The sequence below is a fragment of the Bacillus sp. PAMC28748 genome (assembly GCF_014250415.1).
GTDB classification, from domain to species: domain Bacteria; phylum Bacillota; class Bacilli; order Bacillales; family Bacillaceae; genus Bacillus; species Bacillus licheniformis.
Genome location: NZ_CP060192.1, coordinates 1,187,114 through 1,202,835, shown reverse-complemented (window position 1 = coordinate 1,202,835; position 15,722 = coordinate 1,187,114). Strand labels below are relative to the sequence as shown.

General features: G+C 47.4%; 17 protein-coding genes, 1 tRNA gene and 1 pseudogene. 9 read left to right on the top strand and 10 right to left on the bottom strand.

Annotated features, from left to right (window positions below; genetic code table 11):
- Position 1: 1 nt before the first annotated feature.
- Positions 2 to 484 carry a spore coat protein gene (locus tag H7F26_RS06070; protein WP_003178010.1) on the bottom strand — a complete coding sequence of 161 codons (483 nt, stop codon included), beginning with the start codon at positions 482 to 484 and terminating at the stop codon, positions 2 to 4.
- Positions 485 to 650: 166 nt separating this feature from the next.
- Between H7F26_RS06070 and H7F26_RS06065 the strand changes: the two genes are divergently transcribed.
- From H7F26_RS06065 to rplI, 4 genes are all read left to right on the top strand, one after another.
- Positions 651 to 782 carry a hypothetical protein gene (locus H7F26_RS06065; RefSeq protein ID WP_229098623.1) on the top strand — a complete coding sequence of 44 codons (132 nt, stop codon included), beginning with the start codon at positions 651 to 653 and terminating at the stop codon, positions 780 to 782.
- A 215-nt stretch (positions 783 to 997) separates the two neighbouring features.
- A complete protein-coding gene (locus H7F26_RS06060) occupies positions 998 to 1,927 on the top strand; it encodes a YybS family protein (RefSeq protein ID WP_003178006.1) in 930 nt (309 codons plus the stop codon).
- A gap of 35 nt (positions 1,928 to 1,962) precedes the next feature.
- Positions 1,963 to 3,945: a DHH family phosphoesterase gene (locus tag H7F26_RS06055; protein WP_009330027.1), complete on the top strand. Its 1,983-nt coding sequence runs from the start codon at positions 1,963 to 1,965 to the stop codon at positions 3,943 to 3,945.
- Positions 3,942 to 4,391, top strand: a complete 450-nt coding sequence (gene rplI, locus H7F26_RS06050) for a 50S ribosomal protein L9 (protein ID WP_003178003.1) — start codon at positions 3,942 to 3,944, stop codon at positions 4,389 to 4,391. Before H7F26_RS06055 ends, rplI begins: the two co-directional genes overlap by 4 nt.
- Positions 4,392 to 4,427: 36 nt before the next feature.
- On the opposite strand, the gene nagE is transcribed toward rplI, so the two are convergent.
- From nagE to H7F26_RS06015, 7 genes are all read right to left on the bottom strand, one after another.
- A complete protein-coding gene (gene nagE, locus H7F26_RS06045) occupies positions 4,428 to 5,801 on the bottom strand; it encodes an N-acetylglucosamine-specific PTS transporter subunit IIBC (RefSeq protein ID WP_003178000.1) in 1,374 nt (457 codons plus the stop codon).
- A gap of 2 nt (positions 5,802 to 5,803) precedes the next feature.
- On the bottom strand, positions 5,804 to 6,700 hold the full coding sequence (murQ, locus tag H7F26_RS06040; protein ID WP_016885626.1) for an N-acetylmuramic acid 6-phosphate etherase: 897 nt from the start codon (positions 6,698 to 6,700) through the stop codon (positions 5,804 to 5,806).
- Positions 6,697 to 7,428, bottom strand: coding sequence for a GntR family transcriptional regulator (locus H7F26_RS06035; RefSeq protein WP_003177996.1), 732 nt, complete (start codon positions 7,426 to 7,428; stop codon positions 6,697 to 6,699). The genes murQ and H7F26_RS06035 overlap by 4 nt, the downstream gene beginning before the upstream one ends.
- Entirely contained in the window at positions 7,425 to 8,171 is a 747-nt protein-coding gene (nagB, locus tag H7F26_RS06030; protein ID WP_003177993.1) for a glucosamine-6-phosphate deaminase, read from the bottom strand. Before nagB ends, H7F26_RS06035 begins: the two co-directional genes overlap by 4 nt.
- On the bottom strand, positions 8,168 to 9,418 hold the full coding sequence (nagA, locus tag H7F26_RS06025) for an N-acetylglucosamine-6-phosphate deacetylase (RefSeq protein ID WP_016885627.1): 1,251 nt from the start codon (positions 9,416 to 9,418) through the stop codon (positions 8,168 to 8,170). Before nagA ends, nagB begins: the two co-directional genes overlap by 4 nt.
- A 129-nt stretch (positions 9,419 to 9,547) precedes the next feature.
- Positions 9,548 to 10,753, bottom strand: coding sequence for a CynX/NimT family MFS transporter (locus H7F26_RS06020; protein ID WP_003177989.1), 1,206 nt, complete (start codon positions 10,751 to 10,753; stop codon positions 9,548 to 9,550).
- 70 nt (positions 10,754 to 10,823) lie between these two features.
- A complete protein-coding gene (locus tag H7F26_RS06015; protein WP_009330022.1) occupies positions 10,824 to 10,961 on the bottom strand; it encodes a YycC family protein in 138 nt (45 codons plus the stop codon).
- 133 nt (positions 10,962 to 11,094) lie between these two features.
- On the opposite strand from H7F26_RS06015, the gene H7F26_RS06010 reads away from it, so the two are divergent.
- On the top strand, positions 11,095 to 11,322 hold the full coding sequence (locus tag H7F26_RS06010) for a hypothetical protein (RefSeq protein WP_369878904.1): 228 nt from the start codon (positions 11,095 to 11,097) through the stop codon (positions 11,320 to 11,322).
- A 37-nt stretch (positions 11,323 to 11,359) separates the two neighbouring features.
- Here H7F26_RS06010 and H7F26_RS06005 read toward each other — a convergent pair whose 3' ends face one another.
- Positions 11,360 to 11,557 (bottom strand): DUF2188 domain-containing protein, encoded by a 198-nt coding sequence (locus H7F26_RS06005; protein WP_003177982.1) that lies wholly within the window; start codon positions 11,555 to 11,557, stop codon positions 11,360 to 11,362.
- A 193-nt stretch (positions 11,558 to 11,750) separates the two neighbouring features.
- Between H7F26_RS06005 and dnaB the strand changes: the two genes are divergently transcribed.
- Entirely contained in the window at positions 11,751 to 13,115 is a 1,365-nt protein-coding gene (gene dnaB, locus H7F26_RS06000) for a replicative DNA helicase (RefSeq protein ID WP_003177980.1), read from the top strand.
- 17 nt (positions 13,116 to 13,132) lie between these two features.
- Here dnaB and H7F26_RS05995 read toward each other — a convergent pair.
- Positions 13,133 to 13,398 (bottom strand): annotated as a pseudogene (locus H7F26_RS05995) (holin).
- A gap of 264 nt (positions 13,399 to 13,662) precedes the next feature.
- On the opposite strand from H7F26_RS05995, the gene H7F26_RS05990 reads away from it, so the two are divergent.
- The 3 genes from H7F26_RS05990 to H7F26_RS05980 all read left to right on the top strand — a co-directional run bounded on the left by H7F26_RS05990 (position 13,663) and on the right by H7F26_RS05980 (position 15,719).
- Positions 13,663 to 14,955, top strand: a complete 1,293-nt coding sequence (locus tag H7F26_RS05990; RefSeq protein ID WP_003177974.1) for an adenylosuccinate synthase — start codon at positions 13,663 to 13,665, stop codon at positions 14,953 to 14,955.
- Between the two features lie 63 nt (positions 14,956 to 15,018).
- Complete coding sequence (locus H7F26_RS05985) at positions 15,019 to 15,429, top strand: NUDIX domain-containing protein (protein ID WP_061565931.1); 411 nt, start codon at positions 15,019 to 15,021, stop codon at positions 15,427 to 15,429.
- Between the two features lie 214 nt (positions 15,430 to 15,643).
- A tRNA-Lys gene (locus tag H7F26_RS05980) sits at positions 15,644 to 15,719 on the top strand.
- The last annotated feature ends 3 nt before the right edge of the window (positions 15,720 to 15,722 follow it).

Sequence of the window (15,722 nt, the reverse complement as noted above, 5' to 3'; positions counted from 1 at the left end):
TTTATCTCATCGATATCGCTTTTTGCGCATGCATGGCGTCGCCTTTTAGCAGGTCGACGAGGTTATAGGCGGGATATAAGCCTCTTTGGTACATAAAATAAAAAACTTGTTCATGCAACTTAATGGCCGCATTGATTTGTTTAACAAGCACTCTCCTGAGCTCGGGCGTCGCCGTTTCCGTGATCGCAATCGCATAGTTTCGAACGGTCGTTTTCGCCAGCACCAACAGATCACCCGCATCAAAATACAAGTCAGCCCGTTCATCCTCCCGCTGAAATGCCGGAGCTTTTGGCAAAAAGGGAAGAAGCTCTCTTAAATTTTGCTCCAATGCTTTTGCTTTTGCTGACACGCTGTAAAGCTGTCTTAACTGAGGGTCGCTGATTTTCTTCATGCTTTTCTTGATCTTCACCAATCCGACAGACTGTGCCGCGATTAGTTCATGCAACTCCAACGTTTCATGCCAAGCCAATGTTTTTGTTGTCATTCATATTCTCCTTTATTGCTTTTTCTTAGTCAGCATATGCCCATTACCGTCTAAAGGTTAAGAAGAATCTGAGGGACGTTTTAGACCGTTTTGGAAAGGGGAAGTCAAATAATACGGGATTTTTGCATCTAAGTGACAACAGTGAGAGGTGATCAATGTGTTGGATATGTTGAAGGACTTTTTTCTATTTTTGAGCGGAGGGCTTCGCGTGACGCTTCTGGTCGCAGTTTTGATTATATTGTTGCTGATCAGAAAGGCGAGAAAGAAAAATAAAGAAAAATCGGGGTTTCTCGACTGACACTGTTTCACATGGAACATTCACTCGCTTTCTCAAGCCTTATGATCGTTTTACTTGCGATTTGACCTTATGTTAGAATAAAGAAACAATGAGAGAAGGCCGAGACCTGCTCATCTCATCGTCTTTATTTGAAAATGAAATTGCGACGTTAGAAAAGAGCAGTCGTCTATGCTGCTCTTTTTGATTCATGACATTTCAACATACGAGGTGAACAAGTGAAACAAACAAGAGCTTTAGTAGAAGGCGCTATCATGGTCAGTATTTTTGCCGTTTTGCTGATGATCAGCCTCTATATTCCTTTCATCGGAACCATTCTTTTATTGACGCTGCCGCTGCCTGCAATGGTTCAAACGATCAGGCACGGTCTAAAGCCGGGGATTTCGGTGGGGTTGGTCAGTTTACCCGTTTCATTGATTGCCGGTTCCTTAGGCGGACTGATGTTTGCTATTCCAGTAAGTGCCGCGGGCGTGATCATGGGCTTTTACTACAGAAGAAAAGAGCCGGCCCAAGCGATTGCTGCAGCAGCCGTTACATATATGGTTTCGTTCGTCCTGCTGCTTATCATCAGCATTCAGTTTCTTGGATTAAACTTAATAGAGACGGCCAATCAAGCATATAATGAAACATTCAAAACCTTTGAATCGAGTATCAAACAGTTTGGAAATGATAAAGAAGTGGCTAAGCAGATTGAATTGTTAAATGAGCAATTCAAACAGGCGCAATATTTATATCCGACGGCCATTGTGATATTTTCCGGAATCACTGCGTTTTTGAATCATCTGCTCGCAAAGCCGGTGCTTCGGCGCATCATACAAATACCGTCTCTGAAACCGTTCAGGGATATGAGACTTCCGCAAAGCATTATTTGGATCTATTTGTTGACGATTCTTCTGTCGCTGGCTCCCGTTGAAGAGGGCAGTGTATATTACTCTGTTCTGTTAAATGCGAGTCTCATCATGGGCTTTGTCTTGGTCATCCAAGGGTTTTCATTTGTGTTTTACTTTTGCCATGCCAAGAAACTGCCAACTGTCCTGCCGGTTCTTTTTTTAATTATCGGGTTGTTTTCGCCCCTGCTGTACCTTGTTCGCATCTTAGGTATAATTGATATAGGCTTTAACTTGAGAGAAAGAGTGAAAAAATCGTAGCCGCGATGTTCTCCAATGGTGAGGAGTTGATTTGAGTGCCAAGTTTTTATGAAAAACCGTTATTTCGATATCCCATATATTCTTTAATCGTCGTCACAATCATTTCTGTCCTCATCAACATTTATTTTAATTGGGTGGCAGGGGCGGCCGGCGTTCTGATTCTGGGTGTCATTTTGTACTTTTTGAAGCGGGCCGACTCCCAAATCAGAAAAGAGCTGGACGATTATATATCGACGCTGTCTTATCGTCTGAAAAAAGTCGGAGAAGAGGCGCTGCTTGAAATGCCGATCGGGATCATGCTGTTTAACGATCAGTACTATATCGAATGGGCCAATCCTTTTATGGCGTCATGCTTTAATGAAAATACGCTCGTCGGCCGGTCGCTTTATGATACTTGTGAATCTGTCGTCCCTTTGATTAAGCAGGAAGTGGACACAGAAACGATTACGCTGAATGAGCGGAAATTTAATGTGGTCATCAAACGGGAAGAAAAGCTGCTTTATTTCTTTGATGTCACAGAGCAGACGCAGATTGAAAAACAATACGAAAATGAAAGAACGGTTCTTGCCTACATCTTTCTCGATAATTACGACGATGTGACGCAAGGGCTTGATGACCAGACCAGAAGCTCGATAAACAGTGAAGTAACATCGCTTTTGAACCAGTGGGCCCAAGAGTACGGCATTTTCTTAAAACGGGTTTCCTCTGAGCGGTTCATCGGCGTATTAAACGAACATATTTTAAGCGAGCTAGAAGCATCAAAGTTTTCGATTCTTGATGAAGTTCGGGAGAAGACATCCGTTCATACCATTTCCTTGACGTTAAGCATCGGAATCGGTGCATCTGTTGCCTCGTTGAAAGAGCTCGGCGATTTGGCGCAATCCAGCCTTGACTTGGCGCTGGGACGCGGAGGAGATCAGGTGGCAATCAAGCAGCCGAACGGGAAAGTGAAGTTTTACGGCGGTAAGACGAATCCTATGGAAAAACGGACGCGCGTCAGAGCCCGGGTCATTTCACACGCGCTCAAGGAGATTGTCTCTGAAAGCAGCAATGTGATAATCATGGGTCATAAGTTTCCCGATATGGATTCGATCGGATCAGCCATCGGGATTTTGAAGGTCGCACAGGCAAACGGCAAAGACGGCTTTGTCGTGATCGACTCCAATCAGATCGGTTCAAGTGTTCAAAGACTGATCGGGGAGATTAAAAAATACGAAGAACTGTGGTCCAGGTTTATTACGCCGGAAGAGGCGCTTGAGATCGCAAAAGACGACACGCTGCTCGTGATCGTTGATACGCATAAGCCTTCTTTTGTCATTGAAGAAAGGCTGGTCAATAAAATTGAAAATATCGTCGTTATCGATCATCATAGAAGAGGGGAAGAGTTTATTAAAGACCCGCTGCTTGTCTATATGGAGCCGTACGCTTCATCTACAGCGGAGCTTGTGACAGAGCTGCTCGAATACCAGCCGAAGCGCTTAAAAATCAACATGATCGAAGCAACAGCTCTTTTGGCCGGGATTATTGTCGATACGAAGAGCTTCTCGCTGCGCACCGGCTCCCGTACGTTCGATGCGGCGTCTTATCTGCGCGCAAAAGGCGCTGACACTGTATTGGTGCAAAAGTTTTTAAAAGAAACGGCCGATCATTATATTAAAAGGGCGAAGCTTATCCAGCATACCGTTTTTTATCAAAACGGCATCGCCATTGCATCGCTGCCGGACGATGAGGCGGACGAATACTTTGACCAGGTTATCATTGCACAAGCCGCGGATTCTCTTCTGTCTATGAGCGATGTCGAAGCGTCATTTGCTGTGGCGAGAAGAGACGAGAACACGGTATGTATCAGCGCAAGATCGCTCGGCGAAGTAAATGTTCAAATCATTATGGAAGCGCTCGAGGGCGGCGGTCATTTAACCAATGCTGCGACACAGCTGACCGATATCACGGTTGAAGAAACGCTCCGCCGACTGAAAGAAGCGATTGACGAGTATTTCGAAGGAGGCATTCAGAAATGAAGGTAATTTTCTTACAGGATGTTAAAGGCAAAGGGAAAAAAGGCGAAGTGAAAAATGTAGCGGATGGATACGCGCACAACTTTTTGATCAAAAAAGGGCTGGCTGTTGAAGCGACATCCGCCAATATCAGCGCGCTTGAAGGTCAGAAGAAAAAAGAGAAGAAAGAAGCGGCTGAAGAACTAAAATCTGCGAAAGAGCTGAAAAAACAGCTTGAGGAGATTACGGTGGAGCTTTCAGCCAAGTCCGGAGAAGGCGGCCGTTTATTCGGCTCCGTGACAAGCAAACAAATTGCAGATGCGCTGCAAAAAGGCCATCAGTTAAAAGTCGACAAACGCAAAATCGAATTAAACGATGCGATTCGCTCATTGGGATATACGAATGTTCCCGTGAAGCTCCATCCGGAAGTACAAGCAACACTGAAAGTTCACGTGAAAGAGCAATCATAAAGTAACAAAGCCCCTTCCTCAGAAGGGGCTTATCTTTTATTCCGTACGTTTTCTCATTTCATTCGCCAAGAATTCGACGTCTGTACCGATGATCACCTGCACCTCGTGCTGATTGAGCTTGACGAATCCCTTCGCTCCCATGGATTTCATCGCGCTTTCATCCAGCTTGGAAGCATCGCGGACCTTGAGGCGGAGGCGGGTCACGCAGTTGTTCAGCGTCTCGATGTTTTCTTTTCCGCCAAGCGCTTCGATGTATTTGTCCGCAAGGGTTTCGTATTTAGACGATCCTGTGTCAGGGCTGACAGCGGTGTTTTCCTGCTCATCGTCATCTTCTCGTCCAGGCGTTTTCAAATTGAGCTTCGTTATCAAGAAATAAAAGATGATGAAATAAATAATGCCGTAAACAAGACCAAGCGGCAGCAAGAGCAGCGGCTTTGTGGCGATTCCAAAGTTTAAGAGATAGTCGATCGTCCCGGCTGAAAAGGTAAAGCCGTGATGGATGCCGAGCATATTGGTCACGGTCATGGCGCTTGCGGTTAACAAGGCATGAATACCGAAGAGAAGCGGCGACAGGAACATGAATGTGAACTCAATCGGCTCTGTGATTCCGGTTAAAAATGATGTGAACGCCAATCCGATCAGCAACCCGGCCGTTGCTTTGCGGCGATGCTTTTTCGCAGCGGCAATCATCGCCAGACACGCCGCAGGAAGACCGAACATCATGATCGGGAAGAACCCTGTCATAAAGGCGCCGGCGCTTGGATCTCCGGCAAAGAACCGGTTCATGTCACCCGTTTTGCCTGCAAATTCTCCAAAGACCATCCAGACCATGTTGTTTAAGATGTGATGAAGGCCGAGCGGCAAAAGCAGCCTGTTTAAAAGACCGAATATCCCGACCCCTAATGCCCCCGCATGAATGATCCATCCTCCAATGGCGTCAATTGCCTGCTGTGCATAAATCCAGACGAAGCCGAAAATGCCTGCAAGAATGATGGAACAGAAGGCTGTCATAATCGGAACACTGCGTTTTCCGCCGAAGAAACCGAGCCAGTCAGGCAGCTTTGCATCTTTAAAGCGGTTATACATGACGGCGGCGACAACGCCTGCAATAATCCCGCCGAGAACTCCCATGTTCAGGTCCTTATTGATGGCTGCTAAGCCGCCTGTCAGGACAAAATAACCGATGGCTCCGGACAGAGCGGCGGCCCCGTGGCCATCCTTTGACAATCCGATCGCAACGCCTATCGCAAAGATGATCGGAAGTTGGTCAAGAATTGATTGTCCTGAAGCAGCGATAAACGGAATGTTTAACAGGTCTTCCCGTCCCAGTGCGAGCAGGAGGCCCGCAGCAGGAAGAACGGCAATCGGCAGCATGAGCGCGCGGCCGATATTTTGAAGAAATCCCAACATAGTTAAAACCCCTTTCGATGATATTGAATCGCTTTTTTCAAATGTCCATTTTCATGGGATAAACAGCGGCGGGCATCTTCAAGCGTTCCGTTTGTCAACGTCATAAAGATCGCTGCCTTGATGTCATTGCCGCTTTCTTTTAAAGCTTGCAGAGCCTCATCCTCCGATAACCCGGTGGTATTCATCAGAATGGTGACAGCGCGCCCGGCTAATTTTTGATTGAGCAGCCTCATATTCACCATCTCGTTTTGATAGACGCGGCCAAGCCTCACCATTGCCGCTGTTGACAGCATGTTCAAGATCATTTTCTGAGCGGTTCCTGCTTTCAGCCGCGTTGAACCGCGGATAATTTCCGGTCCTGTTTGAACCTCAATCGCGATATCGCTTAATTTGCCCGCTTCTGTATCCGCGTTGCAGCTGATCGAAACAGAAGCGGCTCCGATCTGTTTGGCATAGGATAAAGCGCCGAGGACATAAGGGGTCGAACCGCTCGCAGTGACTCCGATTAAGACGTCATCTTTCGAGAATGATTGCGCTTTCAGGTCAGCGACGATTTTTTCACGGTCATCTTCATTTTCTTCAAGAGGCATCCACATTGCGTCATATCCGCCGGCGATCAGGCCGGTCCAACGGCTCTCGTCAATAGAGAAGGTCGGCGGCAGTTCCGCGGCATCAAGAACTGCGATTCTGCCGCTTGTGCCGGCGCCTGCGGTAAACACTCTTCCGCCTTGCTCAAAACGGCTGACAATCGTCTCCGCCGCTTCAGCGATCAGGGGAAGGCAGGGCGTAATGGCGCGAGGGACTGTGTGATCCTCCTCATTCATCAAGGTGACGATATCTAAAGCATTCATTTCATCAAGTGCTGTGCTTTTGTCGTTCGTATCCTCTGTCTTCCTCATTGGTCTTTCCTCTTCATATCAATGACGAATTTATAGCGGTCGCCTCTGTAAACGGATTTGACCACTTCAAACGGTCTGCCGTCGTCCAAATAGCTCAAGCGTTCAATGAGCAGGACTGGTGCGCCTTCCTCTATGTCGAGAGGCTCGCTCTCTGCCTGAGAGGCAATCGCCGGTTCTAGTGTTTGCGCGGCCCGGTCGATCGTAAGGGAGAGCGTATTTTCGACATAGTCGTACAAAGATGCGCTCATAATGTCTTCGGTCAGGCCGTTAATGAAGTCGGCGGGCAAATAGGAGATTTCATAAGCCATCGGGATGTCATCGGCGAGGCGGATCCGTTTGACTTCATAGACGGAAGCCCCTTCACGTATCTCCAGTTTGCGCGCTGTGCTCTGGTCGCACGGGATGACGCCGAAGCCGAGCATTTTCGTGCCGGGCCTCATGCCCCTTGATTTCATGTCCTCGGAAAAGCTTGTCAATCCTTTGAGAGGCTGCTCAATTTTTGGCTCGGCAATAAATGTCCCTTTTCCCCGCTGCCGGACGAGAATGCCTTCATTGACGAGATTGTTAACCGCCTGTCGAACGGTCATCCTGCTCACCTCATATTTTTCTGCGAACTCTCTTTCAGAAGGAATGAGGTCGCCGGGTTTCAAATCTTTTGTTTCGGCAAGCTTTTTAATTTCGGTCTCAATCTGATAGTAAATCGGAATGTGGGAATCTTTTTTGATCAAAAGGCCATACCCCTTTCTTTCACGATTGATAAAGCATCGCTGTCCGCTATGATGACGACGTCTTGGTGCGTTTTTAAGACGGAAGCGGGGGTGTCTTCATTTGGTTCTTCAGTGAGCAGCTTCGCCAAGATGCCGGCTTTTTTCTCTCCTGAAACGAGCAGCAGGATCTGCTTGCTTTTCATGATCGTGGAAATGCCCATCGTTATTGCTTGCGACGGGACGGCGTCATAGGAATCAAAATAGCGGGCATTGGCTTCTTTCGTTGATTGTGTCAGTTCAACCGTATGCGTTTTCGATGAAAATGGGGTGCCCGGCTCGTTAAATCCGATATGGCCGTTCAAACCGAGGCCGAGCACTTGAAGATCAATGCCTCCAAGCCGCTCGATCAGCGCTTCATAGCGGCTGCATTCGGCATCCAGGTCACAAGCCATCCCGTTCGGAAGATGGGTGTGGCTGAGCGGGATGTCAATGTGATCGAAAAGCTGTTTTTTCATATAGAATGTATAGCTGTTTTCATGATCCGGGGAAACGCCGACATACTCGTCTAAGTTAACAGTATAGACGTGCTTGTAAGTCGTTTTATTACGCGCATGATCTTCCCTTAAAACCTGATATGTGCCGAGAGGCGTTCCTCCGGTTGCAAGGCCGAGAACAGGTGCAGATAAGCGATTCACTTGCTCGATGATGAATCGGGCGGCTGTTTGGCTCATGTCCTGATAATCTTTAGCTTCAATGATCTTCATGGTGAAACCTCCCTTTTGCTGAAAGCAATCACGCCTTTGCAAAGCGTCATCACAACTTCATTTTTTTCATTTAAAATGATCAAATCGGCATCTTTCCCGCTCCGTATGCTGCCTTTCCGGTCATAAATATGAAGCTGTCTGGCAGGATTGACTGCTGTCATGTAGACGATATCTTCGAGTGAACATCCCGTAAAATCCATCATGTTCAGTGCAGCCTGGTTCATCTTCAAGATGCTGCCGGCAAGCGTACCATCCCGTAATACGGCTTTTTCGCCTTTTACGAACACCTCCTGTCCGCCTAATGTATAGGTTCCATTTTTCAAGCATTTTGCGCGCATGGCATCCGTAATTAAAATGATGCCTTCTTTCTGTTTTTGCTGAAATGCCAGCTTGATGACGGCAGGGTGAACATGGATGCCGTCGGCAATGACTTCAGCCTTCAGTTCATCATGCAGAAGAGCGCTACCGGCAGTCCCCGGCTCGCGGTGGTGCAGCCCCCGCATGCCGTTGAACAAATGGGTGACATGGGAGAGGCCGGCCTTAATCGCGGCTTCCATCTCTTTGAGTCCGGCGTCGGAATGGCCTGCGGATGCGATGACCCCTGTTTCCTTCAAAAAGGAAATTAGTTCCAAAGACCCTTCCAGCTCTGGCGCAAGTGTGACTAATTTAATGTTATTCCCTGAGATGCGCTGCCATTCTTTAAATAACGAAAGATCCGGCGCTATAATGTCATCCGGCGGCTGGGCGCCGCACCGCTTTTCTGAAATAAAAGGGCCCTCTAAGTGAACGCCTAATACTTCGGCTGTTCCGGGCCGTCCGCCGGCTTCCCTATACCGGTGAACGTTTGCCAGCGCATGCTCGATCGTGGCTTTATCTTGGGTCATCGTCGTCGCAAGGAAGCTTGTCGTTCCTTCTTTCGGCAGGGCTTCAGCCATTGTTTGCAAAGCCTCGGCTGTTCCGTCCATGACATCTGCGCCGTTTGCCCCGTGAATGTGGACATCGATCATGCCCGGCAGCACTTTGAAGTTCTCCGGAAATGTCAGCTGTTCTGCCGTTTGTGCGGAAGCTGGAATATCAGCCATTGGTCCGTAAGCCTCGATTTTTTCTCCATTCGTCAGAAGAAAACCGTCTTCTATCATTCCATTTTCACTGTAAATATGAAGATGTTTAAAAATATAGCGTTGAGATGGTTTGGTTTTCACAGTCAAAAGTCCTTTCTTGAAAACGTTATCATCAGTATAGAACATTACAACTCTAGTTGTCTAGACCAATAAGTGAATTATTTTTGTCAAATCTGATCATACGGCATCACGGTTTATTTGGCCGCTGGTTTGTCAGGTTATATTCAAAAAAAGCCGGCTTATCTGCCGGCTTCGTTATGCTGCTTTAGCATAGATATATTGATTTCTTCCCGCACCGAGTCCTGCACCGATCAAAGCGACCAGCGCGCCGATGAACAGTAAAATCGGTCCGTTCCATGAGTGCATGTGATCGTAAAGAAAACCGACAAAGCTTGGACCAATCGCTGCCAGCAAATATCCGGCGGATTGCGACATCCCTGATAATGCCGCGGCTTGATCGGCATTTTCGCTTCTCAGCCCGATTAAAGTCAAGGCTAAACTGATGCTGGACCCTTGTCCAATTCCGATTAAAATGACCCATAGCGTCAGCATCGCTGTACTGCCTCCGTACAATAGCCCTGACATCCCCGCCAAGTATAGGATGCCGAGGGCGAGCACGATGCTTTTCTGGTTTTGAAACCGCCCGGCGAGAACCGGAGTCAAAAATGTCGACGGGAGGCTGGCAAACTGCATCAGCGACAGCATCCAGCCGGCAAGCGACATGCTCATCCCGTGCGAGCGGAGAATTTCAGGCAGCCAGGCGATCGTGCAGTAAAACAAAAACGACTGTATGCCCATAAAGAATGTGACCTGCCAGGCAATTTTCGAGCGCCAGACCGTTTGGCCGTCTGCCTTTAAGCTGACCGTGCGGTTTCCCGTATCATGATAGCGGAGCTGGGGAACCCAGATCAAAATCGCAACAAACGCGAGGCCCGCCCAAACCATGAGCGACGCGCTCCATCCCCACGCTAAGCCGTGCGACAACGGAATGCTGATCCCTGATGCGAGCGCCGCAAAAATCGACATGGCTGTTGTATAGAAACTTGTCATAATTCCCGCTTTGTCAGGAAATTTATGTTTGATCAGGCTGGGCAGCAGCACATTGCAGATTGCGATGCCGACTCCGATCAATGCGGTTCCTGCAAATAATGTAATAGATTCTCCGTAAGAGCGCAGCAAAATTCCGATCAATAAGATGACCAATCCGACCCAGAGGGTTCTCTCATTGCCAAGCTTCTGTCCGAGCTTAGGGGCGACCGGGGACAGGACGGCGAACGATAACAGCGGCAGCGTCGTCAAGAAGCCGGCCATGCCGTTCGTCAAATCCATATCCGAGCGGATCGAACTGATCAATGGCCCGACAGCTGTAATAGCCGGTCTTAAATTAAAAGCGATAAATATGATTCCTGCAATCAAAAAGATATTGTTCAAACGGGCGCGTCGAGCGTCAATGTAATGCATGCTGTATTCTCCTTTGCTTCCAGGTGGAAAAGTGACATGAAAAAGAAACCCGGACCATCATCCAAGGTTACTATTGATCTTTCTTCTGAATTTCGGCAATTTTCGCAAGCAGGATATGCTGCGGCAAATGCATGATTTGTTCAAGAGGAAGATTTAAGGTTTCCGAAAGTTTTTGCGCCGTTTCGGCAGAAATTTGTAAAGGTTTCATAAAGTCCTCCATTTTATATTGTACCCCAGCGCGCAGAGTACGCAACAGTGAATATTGACTCCAATATATATTGTAACATCATATGACAAGTGAGTTGGAAGAAAAAGAAAAAAGCGATATAAATAAAGCGGAGGTGATCGTCTTGAAATCGACGATATCGGAGCTGAAAAAGAAATTGTATGAACAGCAGATCAGAGCAAAAGGGCTTTACACATTTGAAGAGTACAAAGATATGCGCAATGTGCTGCAAACGCTGCGGATGAAATTTGCGGCCTATGAAGAATGGGATTTGTACCAACATGCGACCGATTTGATGGTCAGCATTCTCTTGAAAAACAGTTGGAACAGCCGGGTGGATTAATTGTGGAATCTTTAAAAAAACACCTCGGCCGAGGTGTTTAATAAGACCGTTCGTCTTCTTTGTTGTCCTGCCGGTCATAGATGACAAGCTTCGCAGGACGGTTCTCTTTCGCCATCTCTTCTCCTTTTTCCACGGCCTCTGTCCTTGTATCATAAAGCTCAACAGGCGCCGTATCTTCCAGTTTCAAAAACCACCCGTCTGTCTCGGCATTTGGTGATACCGTATAAACCTTCATGAAAAACAACCTCCCGAAACTTGTTTACTGATTTGTTTCCCGTATAGATCAGGGAAGCAAACATTCCGACAGCTGTTCTCCCTTTCTATGAAAATATTTCTACAACATGCGATTCTGCAAGAGTCTATTTTTTTTCTGTAAAAATGGTAAAATAGACGTTGGGTTATTTTTAAATGGGAGGACGGTGCTTAACATGACAGATCTTCTGAATGACAGGCTGCCGCCGCAAAATATCGAAGCCGAACAGGCCGTGTTAGGTGCTGTTTTTTTAGAACCATCAGCTTTAACTTTGGCGTCAGAAGTCTTGATTCCAGATGATTTTTACAGAATGTCGCACCAAAAAATATTTAACGCCATGCTTGTTCTTGGAGACCGCGGCGAGCCTGTAGACCTGGTGACGGTGACATCAGAGCTTGCGAACACGGACCTTTTGGAAGAGGTTGGCGGCATTTCTTATTTGACGGATATTGCAAATTCTGTGCCGACTGCGGCTAATATAGAGTATTATGCAAAAATCGTGGAAGAAAAATCGATTCTCCGCCGCTTGATCCGTACGGCAACGACGATTGCCCAAGACGGATATACAAGGGAGGATGAAGTCGAAGACCTCTTAAGCGAAGCAGAAAAAACGATTATGGAAGTCGCCCAGCGCAAAAACTCCGGGGCCTTTCAAAATATTAAAGATGTTCTCGTTCAAACCTACGATAATATTGAACAGCTCCACAACAGAAAAGGGGACATCACCGGGATTCCGACAGGTTTTACCGAGCTTGACAGGATGACGGCGGGCTTTCAAAGAAACGATTTGATCATCGTAGCCGCCCGTCCGTCAGTCGGCAAAACCGCTTTTGCCTTAAACATCGCCCAAAACGTGGCGACGAAAACCGATGAAAGCGTCGCGATCTTCAGCCTTGAGATGGGCGCCGAGCAGCTGGTCATGCGGATGCTCTGTGCGGAAGGCAACATCAACGCCCAGAATCTCCGGACCGGAAACCTGACGGAAGAGGATTGGGGCAAGCTGACAATGGCGATGGGAAGCTTATCAAACAGCGGAATTTTCATAGATGACACACCGGGAATCCGCGTCAGCGAAATCCGTTCCAAGTGCAGACGTTTAAAGCAGGAGAACGGCCTCGGCATGATTTTGATCGACTACCTGCAGCTGATCCAAGGAAGCGGCAGATCAAGTGACAACCGCCAGCAGGAAGTATCGGAAATATCCCGTGCGCTGAAAGCGCTGGCGAGGGAGCTTGAAGTTCCGGTCATCGCCCTTTCACAGCTTTCCCGGGGCGTCGAACAGCGCCAGGATAAGCGTCCGATGATGTCGGACATCCGGGAATCGGGAAGTATCGAGCAGGACGCCGATATCGTTGCGTTCCTGTACCGTGATGATTACTATGACAAAGAATCTGAGAATAAAAACATCATTGAAATCATTATTGCAAAACAAAGGAACGGCCCGGTCGGGACCGTCTCACTCGCTTTTGTAAAAGAATATAATAAGTTCGTCAACCTGGAACGCCGGTTTGATGACGCGGGTGTTGCGCCTGGTGCATAAATCCCTGAGACATGTTCTCAGGGATTTTTCTTTTTTCTTGCATTGCGGTTTTTACCGATTTCAAATAAACCCGTCGCTGTTAATCCGGCCAGTCCTCCTGACCATAAACGGAGCACCAGTTCAAGGTCTGTAAAAGGATATGCTGCGGCACCGATCAGCAAACCTATCAAGAGTGAAGGAGCGGAATCAAATTTTTCGGCATTTTGACCGTCTTCTTCACCAATTCGACCAAAGCCAAAATGATCGGCGATAAAACTGATGCAAAAATTAATACCGTCTCCATCGGCATCTCCCTCCTTACTTATTGAATATTTGCGTTGTCGGTTTTTTATGTATCTTTGTCCAAGAAAAACGGTTTTTTTAAGATTTGACTTACAGACTGTCTATTAAAAAGAAAATATATGAAATTCGCTTTATAATAACGAACAAAAATGTTCAACGTTAAAATTAATGTTCGGATTTACAATTGACTTTACGGGATGACACTGATAAACTGAATGTGTTTGATATTGATATCGTTTGAAAAGGTTAACGGAGGTGCACGGATATGTCTTCAGTAGTTGTTGTAGGTACGCAGTGGGGTGACGAAGGAAAAGGCAAAATCACCGATTTCCTTTCCGAAAATGCAGAGGTAATCGCACGGTACCAAGGCGGAAATAACGCAGGACATACGATTAAATTCAACGGGGTAACGTACAAACTGCATTTGATTCCATCCGGTATTTTTTATAAGGATAAAACGTGTGTGATCGGCAACGGAATGGTTGTTGATCCGAAAGCATTGGTAACGGAGCTGGCTTATCTTCATGAGCGGAACGTCAGCACGGACAACTTGAGAATCTCCAACAGGGCCCATGTCATTCTGCCGTATCACTTAAAGCTTGATGCGGTCGAAGAAGAGCGGAAAGGGGCCAATAAAATCGGCACGACGAAAAAAGGAATCGGCCCGGCTTATATGGATAAAGCCGCTCGCGTCGGAATCCGGATCGCCGATCTGTTGGACAGGGACGTTTTCGAAGAAAAGCTCGCCCGCAATTTGGAAGAAAAAAACCGTCTGCTAGAAAAAATGTATGATGCGGAAGGATTTAAAATAGAAGACATTTTAGACGAATACTATGAGTACGGCCAGCAGATCAAACAATATGTCTGCGATACGTCCGTCGTCTTAAACGACGCACTTGATGACGGCCGCCGCGTCTTATTCGAAGGGGCGCAAGGAGTTATGCTTGATATCGACCAAGGGACATATCCGTTTGTCACGTCTTCAAACCCTGTCGCCGGCGGCGTGACGATCGGCTCAGGTGTAGGACCGACAAAAATCCAGCACGTCGTTGGTGTGTCGAAAGCTTACACAACGCGTGTCGGAGACGGTCCGTTCCCAACAGAGCTGAACAATGAGATCGGAGACCAAATCCGTGAGGTCGGCCGCGAATACGGAACAACTACAGGTCGGCCGCGCCGCGTCGGCTGGTTTGACAGCGTGGTTGTCCGCCATGCCCGCCGCGTCAGCGGAATTACCGACCTTTCATTAAATTCAATTGACGTATTGACCGGTATTGAAACATTGAAAATCTGTGTCGCTTACAAATACCGCGGCGAGATCCTGGAAGAGTTCCCGGCAAGCTTAAAAGCGCTCGCTGAATGTGAGCCTGTCTATGAAGAAATGCCGGGTTGGACCGAAGATATCACGGGCGCGAAAAGCTTGAGCGACCTGCCTGAAAATGCCCGCCATTACCTTGAGCGAGTTTCTCAGCTGACAGGCATTCCGCTTTCCATTTTCTCAGTCGGTCCTGACCGCTCTCAAACAAATGTGGTGAGAAGCGTTTATCGTCCGAACTAAATTCTAGAAGAGCCTCTGCAGTCCGCAGGGGCTTTGTTTTTCAATGACAAGGAGGGCAAACGGATGGAACGTGTCGATGTTGTATATTCATTCGCGGAAGAGAACAACATTCTGATGGTGAAAAACAAGAAAAATCAATCATGGACATTGCCGGGCGGCAAGGTGGAAGCTGGAGAATCGCTGACGGAAGCCGCGGCGAGAGAAATGGAGGAAGAAACTGGCTATGGAATTCAGCCTCTTGATATTTTAGCCGTAAATGAAGCGGTGATCAGCAGCGAGCATGTATATTTCATCGTCTTTAGAGCACGGATCACCGACCGTCCGGATGCCATCACGTTTGACGAGAACATTGTTGAAGCCAAGTGGGTGCCGCTTCATGAAGCTGACCGGCTGTTGTCTGTATTCCATCCGAATGGAATCATGCACTGGCTGAACCGCGAAGGGGCGGAGTATCATCACGAAGGGAAAAAATAATAGAAAAAAATAAAAAAATATATTGCCACTTCTGTTCGTTCTATGATAATATAAATCTCGTTGTTGCAAAACAACGAGACGAGCCATTAGCTCAGTTGGTAGAGCACGTCCGAATACGCTTCGGAGAATTCGCTTCAGCGTACACATCGAGAGACATCCCGAAAAAGCTTCCTGAGATGTGGACGTCGTTATTTTAAGGGTGTCATTTAATCTTGAGCCATTAGCTCAGTTGGTAGAGCATCTGACTTTTAATCAGAGGGTTGAAGGTTCGAGTCCTTCATGGCTCACCATTT